Below are 14,107 nucleotides of genomic sequence, written 5' to 3' on the forward strand. Positions count from 1 at the left end.
CTCCTTCCCCTATTCCCCTTCTTTGCCTGCATCGCCGATATAATACGCAAATACTTGATCGATCTGTTTGAAATATAAATATCCGTCTTCCCATGGCTGGAAATGGAGATCCATTCGCGAATCGTTCCAGTTCTCAGGCGTTCCTTTCGTATGAAGCCGCCCAGGCACAACCGGCTCTTCGACGACCTTCGGAAATTCCTGGTAGCCGAAGAGCAAATTCTCGTGCATTGCGATAATTTCATATTTGTCTCCGAAGAAAGCCCGCTCCTCTTGAAGCTGATAATGATAATAGATGTAGCTGCTCATCATTTCCGGCTTCAGGAAAGCGACCCGGCCCGCCCGGCGTTCGACCGGCTGCTCGCGCAGCCAATGTTCCGTGCTTGCCGGCTCGTTGAAGTGAAATACGTCGATCATGCCAATCCACTTGCGCGGTTCGGCTTGCCCCGGCCAGTCCTTCAAGTAGGGGGTAGCGGCTCCGGCAACCTCTTCCGGCGGCAGTTCGCCGTCTATGCATTCGTAGTAGAGGAACAGATTGTTACGCCATGAGAACGCCGCCGCCGTCATGAGCTCCCCCTTCGCTACGCGCTCTTGGGCCTGGGCGCTTGATTTCAATGCCTCCAAACCGGCCGACTCCTGATCTTGCAGCCACTCGGCCCGGTACATCATTCGCTTGATCATAAGGTAGATGCCTCCTATCCTTCCTCTTCTCGTTCTTTTCCTCTTTCTATTTCTCTTTCAGGAAACGCTGCACCTGCATAACCTCCACGCCGGCCAGCATCACGATTCCGATACCGTGGGTATCGTTCAGCAGCCACGGCAGCTCGTCCCGGTAATAACGTCCGGAGAACGAATAACCGGAGCCTCGGCATACGCCGTATACATTGCCGAACTTATCGATGCTTATTTTCGTAAGACCTTCCCAGCCTTTCATCACCGCATGGACATAAGCTTCAGGCTGGAGCAGCCAACCGTTCCGAATACCCTTGGCGAAAGCATACATAAACATGGAGGTGCAGGAAGTCTCCTCATACGAAGTCGGATCGGTCAGCACCTGATGCCATAGCCCGCCTGCCCCTTGGAGCCGCAGATAGCCCTCGCATAGCTCGCGGTAGAAAACAAGCAGAGCTTCCCTGTGCGCATGCTCTTGAGGCAGTGCGCCTAACAGCTCGGCAAGCGAGAACAGCACCCAACCGTTGCCGCGGCCCCATGGAACCAACGTCGGCCGATCGCTTTTGAAATCGTACACGTGCGACATGATCTGTTGATCCGGCATATATAAATACTCCTTATACAGGAGAATTTGTTTGACTGCGTCTTCCATGTAAGAAGCATCCTGGGCGTACGCAGAGTACCTGTATAAGAACGGAACGCTCATATACAGATCGTCGCACCACAGCGTATCTTTCATGAAATCGACGCTGCCGCGCACCCGGTAAAGGGCGCCGTTCGGCAGCCTGTCTTGGACGCGGGCGATGTACGCGGCGATTCGGGCGGCCACCTGCTCCGAACCCTCGACCTTCCCGTACTCCAGCGCAGCGAGCATCGTAGCGCCGAAGGAGCCGCAGTCATCCAAAGAATCAATCAGAGCCAGCTGATTGTTGATGCCTGCCGCGCCATACTGCTTGCCGTCCCACAGCGCATATTCGTCGAACGATGCGCTCTGCTCCACATGGCGAAGCACGTAATCGATGTAGTCTCTGCGCCCGATGGCCGCTCCCGTCTGCATCAGACCGTACAGCGTGACCCCAAGCGGGTAGTTCCATTTGGCGAACAACGTATTCTCCAAATAAGGCCTAACCCAAGTATTCGGCAGATCGGCTCTCCAATAGGTGCCCTCCCGGCCGTCGTTATAGACGCGGTTCAACACCGGGAGCTCTTCCGCAGCCGGGATGTGCTCATTAGCGAAAGTCCCCAGATACAGCCAGTTGTCCTTCAAGCCTTCAACCGGAAAAGGCGGCGTCAGAGACAGCCCCGATTCCTCTTGGGCAGGCTCCAATTCGAATCCCCATTTGCCGCCTGTACACACACTATATGCGGCGATGTCGTTATCGCCGAAGCTCAGCGGGATATCCACCTGGAATTCGGCGCTTTGAGCAGCGGCATACACTTCGGTGCCGTTGACATACAGCTTCAAGGCGCCGTCGTGCTTCCCTATCCAGCGGGCGGGCTTCTCGCGCGTTACCGTGCTGCGCGCTTTCGTCCAGGCAATGGCCGTGCGGCCGCTCTCCGCACCGAACAGCCGCGCGAACACGCCGCTTTGGCGGGCCTCCTCGCTCCAGCCAAGATTCGGCAGCCACTGGGTAAGTCCGCCTGATTCCTTTAATCCCTCGGCCAGCATCTGCTGCGCATCCGCCATCGTCGGCTCCGAGTACACCCAGCCCTCCTGGCCGTCCCGCCCCGGCGTCGGGCAGATGAAGTGCAGCGGGAAATTTTTGTACGAGCCCGTGCCGAACACACCGCCGCAGCCATTCGCCGTTTTCTCGAACTGCAGCAGGAACTCGTTCCAGCCCTTATTCATTTGCGCACGGAAGACGTTCTTCCGTTCCGGCGCCATTTCATCGGATATGTTCGAGGCAAATACGCGTACTCCGTTCACATAAATATGCGTGGGACTATAACAGCTAATGCCGAAATTAAGCTCCGCAGGCTGATCGCTCCAAAGCTTGGCCCAAGCGTACACATACTCGCCTAAGCGCATTTGGTCCCAGCGGTCCTGGAAGTCCATCACATATCTGTAATCGTGAATACGCGTGAAACCATCCTTGCTAAATAACCGATAAACATAAGGATGCGGGGGATTCGCCCCGATATAGCGCTGCGCGATCGTGCGGAGCGTCCCTTCCACATCGTGAAACTGCTTATTAAATACGGATTCATTCGGCTCAAAATACGTCATGGCAGACTTCTCCTCTCTTCTGTAAGACAAAGGCTCCCACACCTAAGCGCGGGAGCCGGTCGAGCTTTTTTTATTTGGCGGCAGCCAGACGCTTCTTGTAAGCATCCGTCAGTTCTTGGCTCATTTTCACAACATTCGCGTCCGCTTTCATCTTGTTCACGAATTCATCCCATCCGGCGATCGATTCTTTGCCCAGGATGACTTTGATTTTCATATCAAGCACTTTCTTCTGCAGCTCAGGCAAGTATTGCATAGCAGTCGGGGAGTACAGACCGATGCTGATATCCGCTTGGCTCGTTTTGGCACGCTCGTCCTGCACTTTTTTGTACAATTCTTGCGTATCTTTCTGGAAGAAGTTTTTCACTGTACTTGCGTAAGGGTCCGCTACATACACGATTTGGTTGAAATCAGGACCGCCGTCATCCGCCAATTTCTTAGAGTCAACGACTTTCACGCCGTCTTTCACGGTATGGTCAACACCTTCAATTCCATAAGTTTGGATAGCGAATACATCGTCGTTCATCCAAGTATCGACCATTTTGAGAATACGCTTCATTTTATCTTCTTTAACGGTTTTCGGAATCGCCAGTACGCCGGAGAAGCCTGGACCTTTCGGATTGTAACCGTTAATGTTCGTAGCCGGGTAGAAATCCGTCTCTTTCACTTTCGTATCGATCTTTTTGAGATCGTTCAAGTAGTCGGACACGACCGTTCCCGTTTTATCGACGAGACCGCCTGCTTTACCGGCTTTCACGATATCTTTCACTTGGCTCGGTTTCAGAGCGGCGAAATCCTCCGGAATCAATTTCTCCTGATACAGCTTAATGACGAATTCCAACGCTTTGCGCTCTTCCGGAAGGAACGATTTGAATACCATCTGGTCGTTCTGCCATTTCCAGTCTCCATTAGAGGCGGCGAAGGCGTTCTCAATTTGACCCAGTGTATCGGAAACTTTATCCCCGCCGTTCGTCGCATTAATCGCAAGACCGATCGTATCTTTCTTACCGTTCTTGTCCGGATCGTTCTCCGTGAACGCTTTGTACACTTGGTACAATTCATCCGTCGTCGTCGGCACTTTCATCCCGAGGTTATCCAGCCAGTCTTTGCGGAAAATAAAGAACGTATCGCCTTCGGTAGGACGAGGACGCGGAATGGAGTAGTTTTTGCCGTCATCCATTTTGGTCAAGTCCCAAGCGGTTTTGGAAATCTTGCTGCTCAAGTTCGGGTAATCTTTGATGTAGTCGCTGATATCCCAGAACGCTCCCTGCTGGACCATCCCGCGGAATACGGAAGTGAACGGATCGGGAATATAAATAAGCTCAGGAATGTCCCCGGATGCGAGTGTAACGTTCAATTTGTCGGGATAGCTGTTAGCCGATACCCATTGAATGTTCATTTTGGAATTCGTTGCTTTCTCGATCGCTTGCTTGATAGCGTTGTCATTTGCCGGCGGGTTAGCGCTGAGCAAAATCGTCATAATGCTGACATCGAGCGGTGAATTATCGCTGCCTGCTCCAGCCGCTGGCGTATTGTTAGATTTGGCTCCGCAAGCCGTAAGCGCCGTTGCGGCGATCAGCATGGCGCTCAACCCGAGCACAGCTTTCTTTTTGACTTGAAATGTCATTCTGATTCATCCCCTTAATCATGTTCTATAAAATGGTTCCGAGCTGTGATTCACACTTTAAGGGATGTTCCTCTTCCCGACAACCAAACTTTCTTGCAGCCCCTCGTAATCGGGGAATTATCCTTTGTTGCACGGTATTCATTCCTTGCGCAGACAGCAGAAACCGCCTACAGCGCCTGTTTTGCGGTTCGTAACAGGCTTGTAAGCGGCATTACCGGCTATTGGTCTTTCTGTATCATCTCTCGGTATTGACCTGGGGATACGCCTTCGACTTTCTTGAAAATACGGTTGAAGTACGTATTCTGGTAGCCGACTTGATCGGCAATCTCATTGATCTTCATCGTCGTCGTACGCAGCAGTTCTTTGGCCTGCGTGATGCGAAGATTGGTCAAATAATCGATGAAATTAATGCCCGACACTTGCTTGATAGCCCGGCTAAGCGTATACGGGGAAGTGTTGAAATGCTCGGCACAAGACTCCAGGGACAGATTCGTTCGGTAATTCTCCTGAATGTAGAGCATCACCTTCTCAATGAACTGCTTCATCTGGAGATCCTGCCTGCCCGCATGCTCGCGGACATAAGTGCCGACCACGCGCGTTTCCAACCACCGGAGCATCTCATGAGGCTCATTAAGCGCGTTCAACTCCTGGAACAGGTTCGCGCCTTCGAACATCGAGATCGGATTAATACCCGACTGCAGCATCGTATGCTGAATGCTTCCCAGCAATTGATTGATCCCCTGCTGAATGACAAGCTTCTTCAAGCCGGCGGACGTCAGCTCGTCCATGAATTGCCGCGCCAGCTTGAGCGCTTCCTCTTCAGAGCCGATCCGAATGGCGTGAATCAATTCTTTCTCCAGCATAAAATTATAAGGAAACGCCAGCTGGCTGGAGGTTTGGTGGAACTGCACCACATCGATGAGCTCGTTGCTGTTGTGCAGGTCCCAGTAATTCAGCAATTGTCTCGTTTCATCGAATAAATACGGCACATGGCTGATCTGGGTCGTCGTATTGCCCATCACGACGACGGCTTGCAATTTCAAAATTTTCTGGATGATCTGCAGCATCTCATCCCCGAATTCCCGCATCCACGCTTTGCTGCGCTCCGCCTCCCACTCCTGCGGCATGGTCAAGAACAACCCCAGCGAGCAATCGTGGAAGTTCAGAACATCGCACCGAATGCCCATATTCTCTCCCAATTCCGCGGCGATATTCCCTACGGCGAAGGCAACCAGCTCCTCGTCGCCCTTGGCGAACCTCGCGCCTTTCTCCCAGTTCAAGCCGCGCATCTGTACAACCATAGCCCCGATCTGCTTGTTCTCCATATCAAGGCCAAGCTGTTTGGAGCGCTCCTGAACTTCGACCTCGGTAAGCTCGAACAAATATCCCTGAACCAGCTGCATCAGGAAGCCTTCCCGCAATAGAGGAAGCTGAAGATCCAGCCTGCTCCGGAGCTTCTCGCCTTCCTTCGTCAGGGATTCCCATTTCATCTCGATCCACTCGAATTCGTTGCGGTTCCCGTCCCGGCCATGGCCTCCGCTCAGCTTGCCGAACAATCGCTCCAAGGGGGAATAGATGCGCCGCGAACCCATCCACGACAGGAGAAGCGCCAGCAGCAGGCCGCCGAGGCTGACGAAAATAATAACTTTGGAGATTAACAAAACCGGCGACGTAATACTTGATAGCGGTGCTGCCGAGAGGAACACCCACGTCGTTCCCAGCCGGGTGAATTGGCTGATGGAGACGGAATAGACCGATTTCTCATAGGAGAACAGGAAGGAATCCTCTTTGGAGCCGCGGCTCTGATATTCGTTCTCCAATGCGGCGTCGAGGTCTGTCCACTGGCCGCCTGACGAGATTTTCCACTGGTTGTCTCCGCTTAACAGCAGGATCGAACCTTCACCCAGAGGATTAAGCGTTTTCAGCTGTTCCTCCAGACGGTTTTTGTTCAGTGTTGCAATCAGCAGCCCATAAGGCTCCGTCGGTCCGCCGGGAAGCTTGTTGACCAGAGCCAGCGTCGTCCCGTTCGTATTCTTCGGTGTGCCCGGAATCCCCGCAGCATCCATCCAATAAATCGATTTGTCCCGTTTCATTAAGGCCTGATATTGATCAAGCGCTTCCTGATTCGTCTGGTAGTCGTAGCCTTCCTTATTCATAACGACCGGACGGGGACTTCCCATGTAGAGAGAAGCCCTCTCGATTAACGGACTGGAGCCTTCGATGATCAACAAGGTCCGGTACAGCTCGTGAACTTGCTCGTAATCGGCCGCGAAGCTCAAATTTTTGAGCTTGGCTCCCAGATTCGGCTCGAACGCCCAGTGCGAGAAGGTCATCTCCAGGTTGGCGAATTGCGCTTCGATATTTTTCTCCTGTTGAATAATCTTATTGTGATGCAGGCGCTGCAGCTCGCCCTCGATTTTATTCGTCACGGTCCAATATGTAACAAGCCCCATCCCGATGCCGGGAATGGCGGCAATTAACATGATCAAGACCAAACTATTCCGGTAAAAGCTTCCTCTTCGGTTCGGCAAAGCATGTCCACCTTCCATGCAGATCTCTGATGATATTCATCCATTATAACGCAATAAAAACATGATTTCGATGGAAATTTCCATCGAAACCATGCTCTCACTGCAAGCCTATCCCTTGACCGACCCTACCATCGAGCCTTTGGCAAAATGCTTTTGAAGGAACGGATATACAAACAGGATTGGAATTGTCGCGACGACAACCGCCGCCATCTTGAGCGTTTCCGCCGGAGGTGCGGCAACGAAAGCATCCTGCCCGAGGTCGCTGTTTTGCGCATTTTGCAGCATATTTTGGAGCAGCACTTGAATCGGCCATTTATCCGCCTCGTTCAAATACAACAGTGCCGAGAAGTAGGCGTTCCAGTAGCCAACCGCGTAGAACAAGCCGAACGCCGCCAAGGATGGTAACGACAGCGGCAAAATGATGCGGAAGAACGTCGTGATATCGTTGCATCCGTCAATCGCCGCCGATTCTTCCAGCTCTGCCGGGATGCCTGCGAAGAAGCTGCGCATCAGAATGACGTTCCAGCCGCTCGCCAAGGCTGGCAAAATGAGCGACCAGGTGTTGTTGATCAAATTCATGTCGCGAACGAGCAAATAGTTCGGAATGATGCCCGGGCTGAACAAAATCGTCAGCAGAATGAGCAGCGAAAACATTTTTCTTCCAGGCAGCCGTTTCCGCGAAATCGCATAAGCGAGTGCCGCCGTAACCATCAGACTTAGCGCAGTGCCGACGATTGCCAGGTAGGCGCTGTTGCCGAGGGAACGCACGAAGGCTTTGGTGCCGAGCAAGTATTTATAGGAATCCAGCGACCAGTTCTCAGGGAAGATAATGAACTTCTTCTGCAGGAACTCCGTCGGATCCGTGAACGATACAACGAAAACGTAGTAGATCGGGAAAAATGTAATCAGGGCAACCAAGGCCATGATCGTGATGTTGACTGCGTCAAAGATGCGGTCATTTGTACTTTTTTTCATATGAGAGCCTCCTTAGTAGACGCCATCTTCGCCCATTTTCTTAGCCAGTTTGTTGGAGAGAACCACCAGGATCAAGCCTACGACCGATTTGAACAAGCCCGCAGCCGTACTGTAGCTGAACTGCCCTTGCTTAATCCCGACCGTGTAGACGTACGTATCGAATACTTCTGCAACTTGGGAAACCGCACCGTTGTACATCAGGAAGATCTGCTCGAAGCCGACATCCATCATTTGACCGAGGCGCAAAATGAGCAAGACGACGATTACGCTTCGGATCGCCGGCAGCGTAATGTGCCAGATCTGACGCAGTCTGCCTGCGCCGTCCATGCGTGCAGCTTCGTATAGGCCGGGATCGATACTGGCGATCGCAGCCAGGAAGAGAATCGTTCCCCAGCCGGCTTCTTTCCAAATCGACTGCACGACGATCATGAGCCAGAACGCATTCGGATTCGTCAAGACGTCGATTTTCTCCCCGCCGAACGACTCGATCACTTTGTTGACGAGCCCGTCCCCTTTGGAGAACAGGAGGAAGGTTAAGCCCGCGATAATGACCCACGACAGAAAGTGCGGCATATAAATGATCGTTTGCACGAATTTCTTGTAGATTTCTTTGCGCAGCTCATTCAAGAACACCGCGATAAGAATCGGAAGCGGGAAATACAGAATCAAGTTCAATAAATTGATCCCCATCGTATTGCGGAAAATGATCAAGAAATCCGGATTGGAGAAAAAGCGCTCGAAATGGGCGAACCCCACCCATGGACTGTGCCACATCCCTTTGAACGGGGAATAGTTCTGAAACGCAATCACGATGCCGAACATCGGAACGTATTTGAAAATCAGGAAAAAGAGCAGCCCCGGCAAAGCCAATAAATATAAATACCGGTTTTTGAAAATTTCTTTGGCCAGGCCGCTTTTCTTGCGCTTGCCGGCCTCTCGGGCCGAAATCCCCGGAGAATGGGAGATCGTTGGCTTCACTGTGTTGTGCATTTACGGTATTCTCCTCTCGCTGTGTATGTCATCTATGCGGTGTTCCCGGTAATCGAAATATTTGCCTTCCAACAGGCCGATCAGTGTGCCGGTCACCCGCACTTCGATCCGGTTGACGCCTTGCTGCAAGCCGGGCGTATCGCCTTCCCACGTGTAAGGGGACCACGGCCTTACGCCTAATGACTTGCCGTTCACCAACACTTCCACCACATCGTGAACGTTCCAGCCGTCGAAGGCCAGCTCGTAGCGCTCCCCTGCCGGCAGAGCTTCCAGCACCCATTCGCGGCTGAAAGCAAGTGTTCCGGCCAGATAAGGATATCCCGGGTAGTAGCTGTCCGTAGAAAGGCTAGCTGCTGCGCCCGGCGCCTCCGTGACGACCGGGCTCTTCGATTCTTCATCGAGCTGTACGCCGAACGTTCCGTATAAGTAGAGCGCATCGACGACGCCTTGCCAATCTTCATTTATCTCAACATGAACCGTAAGCTCGTTCCAGCCTTGAACCAGGCTCTCCTTCAGATCGCATAAGCGGTTCGCATGATCATAAACGATTCGCTGCTTGAAATCCGTCTCGGTGTAGACGTTATCGTTAATTGCAAGCTTCCAATCGCCCAGAATGGCGGATTGATCCATCAGCAGCTCGCACTGCTCCGGTATGCGCTCCACGTAGAATCTGGCGGTATACCGGCATGGAATCGGGTACGCCAGCTTCATCTTCTTCGGCGTGCCGAAGATTTGCGCGAACGATACGGGAAGCTTGAAGCTATCCGCCAAATCGGCGCATTGATCGATGAAGGTTTTCGCCTGCACCCACTCGCCCGCGCCTTCCTGACTTCCGATCGACAGCTGGAAGTTCTCGAAGCGTACCGCATTCGGCGTCAGCGCTTGCTGCTCCCACGGGCCTTCCGCACTCACCGCAAGGCGCTCCATCGCATCAATCGGCTCTGCCGCCGGAATTGCCGCTGCTTCCTGCCTGCGCAGACGAATCATACGCGAGCCATATGGTGCAAAGCTCATCGTAAGCGTACTGCGTTCATCGCTTGTTACTACCGGTACAGGGCTGCTGCCGCCTGTTTCCAGTTCAAGCAGCTCGGCAGCTGCGTAAGTCGCAGGTCCGGCATCAGGCCAGATCTCCGATAGATCCGCTGTGATCCGGGTTTCCCACGCTTCGCCTTCCTGGTTGCTCGCGAAGACGATATACTCCGACTCGGATATATATCTGCCCTGCAGCAGGAAAGAGCGGTTGGGCCGGCTGCATTCGAGCGTAACGGCTCTGGCCAGTACGCGATCCAGCAGCGCATCCAGCTTACCGAGCGCTTCCTGCGGCGAAGCTGCGCCTTGGCGCGGGATGAAATAGGCTTCCTGCTCACCCTTGCACACATCCTGGCTGGGCAGCCCTTGTCCATGCCAGTAGCCGTTATCCGGCGCTTGCGGCAGCCCGAACGCCTTCATCGCTTCTTCCGGCACGGTATTGCCGGCTTCGATGCGCTGGCTCGGCAGCAAACCGAAGGAGATCACGGTGCCTCCGGCGGCAAGAAAACGCTGTGCCGCTTCCCAAGCCTTCTGCTCCAGGTTCGCCATCGGCGGCAGCAGCAGAACCGCATATTGCGCATCGCCGATCACGAGCTTGCCGTCCCGAATCTCCGCTTCAGCCAGCAGTTCGGGATCGAGATGATCGTAATCGCGGCGCGTCTGCAGCAGATTGACGCTCAGGGAACGCCAATCGTCCTTCAGCTGCTCCAGCTTCGCTTTCTCGACCGCGTCATCGCCGCCGTAGTCAAAATGGTGCAGCGGGTTCCCCATGTGCGTCCAGAACGTTGTCGTCGGATCCAGCATGGCGATGCGAATATCCGCGGTGCCCTGCGCCATTATATAGCTGATGCGGCCGGCATAGTCCCCGAGCTTGCGGAAGTGCGGCCAATACGGGTTCTGATAAAATTGGGATGGCGGCGCATCATGCTGCGTCAAACCGTCCACCGTATAGAAAAACGCATGGAACGTGAAGAAATTCGTCCCCAGAGCCGCCATGCGATCGATCATCCATTTGGCATCCTGCATATTCATCGACCAGCCGACGCTGTGGAAGCATTCATCCACGTTCCGTTGGCGGCGAAGCTGGCGGGCGATCGAGCTCGTCATTTTGGGATTGTCGCGGAAGCTGCACGCATACCGCCGCAAGATCCACTCCAGCGAGCGTCCAAGCTTCTCGTGCGCGCTATCCCCGCCCGGTACATGACTGAACCGCTGGGTCGTCATGCGAATCGACGGCACCTCCGCCAAATACTGCAGCCCGCGCTCATCGCACCAATCGTAAACTTGCTTATGATAGGACTGCGTTAGCAGCTCATGCAGCGCTTGATAGTAGTCATAGCGGATCCGTGCAGCATCCCGGTAATCCGCGTGGGACAGCGCCGCGATGTTTGCCGTAATCGAATAGCCGTTGCGCTCTTGGAAGTAAGCCTCCAGCCTCGGCGTCCAAGGCATCGAGCCGAGCAGTCCGATTTCGTCCGTGAACATCCCTTTGACCGTCTTGCCGAATTCATCTCCGATGTATCGGGCGTACCGGTCATGCGTCAAATGGATGAAAGTCTGCATCGCTTCCTTATGACACGGGTCCACGAAAGTCCCGTAGTATTTGAAATCTTCAATCTCCTTCTCCTGGTACACGAGAATATCCCACTCATACGCACTGTCCGGCGCTTGCCAATCAAGCTGGAATACAGTCCGGTATGTGAAAAAGCGCTTCTGGTTATAAGTCGTCAGCCCCGTCTTCTGAAACACGGGGTCCGCTTGCAGGTTGCCGATCGCGTCCTTCAGATCGACGAGCTGATCCCACAGCCGAACGCCGCCTTCCGTGACCGGCACCGCTTTGGCATAGATCACCTTCGCCCAAGGGTACTCCTGCCGCACCTTGGCTCCGCCCCTGACTCGGAGCGTCTTCGTCACCAGCGTCTGGTGCTTGGCGTCCGGATGAAGCAGCGTCACTTCGCCGCCCGCTATGCCGCTCGGATACGGATACTCGTCGTAGAGGTACACGTGCATGCCCCGCTTCTTCGCAGCTTCGATCGCAAAACGCACCTTATCGAACCAGGCTTCCGACAAGTACGGAATCTGCAGCCCTTGACGGGGACAAATGAAGAAGCCGCCTACGCCTTGCACGTGCATCTCTTCGATCTGTCTCTCAATCTCATCATCGTTCATATCGCCGTTCCAAAACCAAAACGGCTGAACTCTATACTCCGCACCCGGATCCATAAACCGTTCCATGTTATTGTAAAACCTCCCCATACTCGCAACTTTGTATCCCAACTTTATGCGCGTGCCCGCTTCCCGGCAAGAATCATTTCTTGCAGCTGGCCAAATGGCCCGATTACACTTTTTTGCGGGCTTAGATTTCGTTGCAAATCATTGCAAATTGTTGCACAGGCTAGGGATATCGGGCTTTGCCGGGTATGCGGGCGGAACAGACAAAAACACATACACATGGCTCATGAGCTAACATACACATACGGCTCATGAGCCGATGGGATAGTGGTATGAGCGGGGCATGCATGCGGGGGGCAGGCGAACACACAAACACAAAAGTCAGAACGCACACTCCTCATGAGTCAACGGGATAGTGGCCTGAACAGGACTTGCATGCGAGGGGCTGCTGGACACACATACAACAAACACAGACGCATACGGCTCATGAGCGGATGGGATAGTTGCATGAGCAGAGCATTCATGCGAGGGGTGAGCGGATTCGGCTCATGAGCCGACGGGATAGTTGCATGAGCAGGGCATTCATGCGGGGGGCGAGCGGATTCGGCTCATGAGCCGACGGGATTGTGGCCTGAGCAGGGCATCCGTGCGGGGGCGAGCGGGTTCGGCTCATGAGCCGACGGGATTGTGGCCTGAGCAGGGCATCCGTGCGGGGGCGAGCGGGTTCGGCTCATGAGCCGACGGGATAGTGCCCTGAGCAGGGCATCCGTGCGGGGGCGAGCGGGTTCGGCTCATGAGCCGACAGGATAGTGGCCTGAGCAGGGCCATCCGCAGAGGTAGAGGGGCGAAGGCCGGAAGAGCTAACGGACACCACGACCGTTATTTGTGAACTTTGGCCTGATGTCTAGTTCTAACGGACAGGGGAGACGCTATTTGTCCATTTTCTGCCTAATTCTGCCCTATTCCAGGGGAATAGAGGCTCTGGTGTCCGTTAGAGCCTGGGGAGAGCCATAAATCGCCAAATAACGGCTGCTGTGTCCGTTAGCGCAGGAGAAACAGTCTCCGACAAAAAAAAGAACCGGAATCGCTTCCGGTTCTTCATTCTTGTTACAGCTCAACTCGCGCACATACAGGGTAATGGTCGGACGGATATCGGCCGCCACCATATAAGCTTCGGTCGACATGCGCCGAGACGATGCCCGCTTGCGCGGAGATGAAAATATAATCAATCGGCTCCCCCGCCTCACCGCCTCTAAAATTATGGAACGTCAGGCCGGGAGGTTCATCCATGACGGCGTACACACTGCGCATGCCCGCCTGGTGCAGAATGCGAACGGCTTCACTCCCCGGTCCGCAGTTAAAGTCGCCGCACAGCACTGCGGGAAGTTCCGCCGATCCGTCACTGACGATATCCTCCATCCGCTGAACGATCAGCTTGGCCCCTTCTCTTCTGGCTTCCTCGCTGATATGATCCAAATGCGTATTGAAGACGAGCCACGAGCGACCGTCTTTATGCCGCAGCTGCGCCCATGTGCATATGCGCGGGCAGGCGGTTTGCCAGCTCATGAATCCGAGCTCTTCAGGACGTTCGGATAAACCGAACGTCCCGCTCTCCATGAGCTCGAAGTCTTCGCGGAGGTAGAAGACGGCGCAATACTCGCCATCTTCCCCGCCGCTGCGACCTTCGCCCAGCCATGCGTACTCGGGGAGCCGCTCCTGCAAATCCCTCAGCATAGCATGCTTGCCTTCTTGCGTACAAATGATAGCCGCCCGGGACGCACGCACGGCCTCGGCCGCCGCCTCTATGCGGTGCGGCCAGGCGTTCTCGCCATCCTGCTCAACATGAACACGGAGGTTAAACGTCATAACGGTTAACTCCAAATTCCTTCC

8 protein-coding genes are annotated in these 14,107 nt (G+C 54.2%); all 8 read right to left on the bottom strand.

All coding sequences use genetic code 11. The features are described 5' to 3' along the window. Window positions 1-9 precede the first annotated feature (9 nt). Window positions 10-678: a hypothetical protein gene (locus PUT07_RS18500; RefSeq protein WP_274469836.1), complete on the bottom strand. Its 669-nt coding sequence runs from the start codon at window positions 676-678 to the stop codon at window positions 10-12. Window positions 679-724: 46 nt separating this feature from the next. Continuing rightward, on the bottom strand, window positions 725-2,896 hold the full coding sequence (locus PUT07_RS18505; RefSeq protein ID WP_274469837.1) for a glycoside hydrolase family 88/105 protein: 2,172 nt from the start codon (window positions 2,894-2,896) through the stop codon (window positions 725-727). Window positions 2,897-2,966: 70 nt separating this feature from the next. Next, window positions 2,967-4,520: an extracellular solute-binding protein gene (locus PUT07_RS18510; protein WP_274469838.1), complete on the bottom strand. Its 1,554-nt coding sequence runs from the start codon at window positions 4,518-4,520 to the stop codon at window positions 2,967-2,969. Between the two features lie 218 nt (window positions 4,521-4,738). After that, window positions 4,739-7,051, bottom strand: a complete 2,313-nt coding sequence (locus PUT07_RS18515; RefSeq protein WP_274469839.1) for a helix-turn-helix transcriptional regulator — start codon at window positions 7,049-7,051, stop codon at window positions 4,739-4,741. A gap of 108 nt (window positions 7,052-7,159) precedes the next feature. After that, a complete protein-coding gene (locus PUT07_RS18520; RefSeq protein WP_274469840.1) occupies window positions 7,160-8,026 on the bottom strand; it encodes a carbohydrate ABC transporter permease in 867 nt (288 codons plus the stop codon). Between the two features lie 12 nt (window positions 8,027-8,038). Continuing rightward, on the bottom strand, window positions 8,039-9,004 hold the full coding sequence (locus PUT07_RS18525; RefSeq protein ID WP_379240350.1) for an ABC transporter permease: 966 nt from the start codon (window positions 9,002-9,004) through the stop codon (window positions 8,039-8,041). 12 nt (window positions 9,005-9,016) lie between these two features. Next, entirely contained in the window at window positions 9,017-12,280 is a 3,264-nt protein-coding gene (locus PUT07_RS18530; protein WP_274469842.1) for a glycosyl hydrolase, read from the bottom strand. 1,044 nt (window positions 12,281-13,324) lie between these two features. After that, window positions 13,325-14,098: an endonuclease/exonuclease/phosphatase family protein gene (locus PUT07_RS18535; RefSeq protein ID WP_274469843.1), complete on the bottom strand. Its 774-nt coding sequence runs from the start codon at window positions 14,096-14,098 to the stop codon at window positions 13,325-13,327. Between the last annotated feature and the right edge of the window lie 9 nt (window positions 14,099-14,107).

This window comes from Paenibacillus sp. MAHUQ-63, assembly GCF_028765165.1.
Taxonomy (GTDB): domain Bacteria; phylum Bacillota; class Bacilli; order Paenibacillales; family NBRC-103111; genus Paenibacillus_E.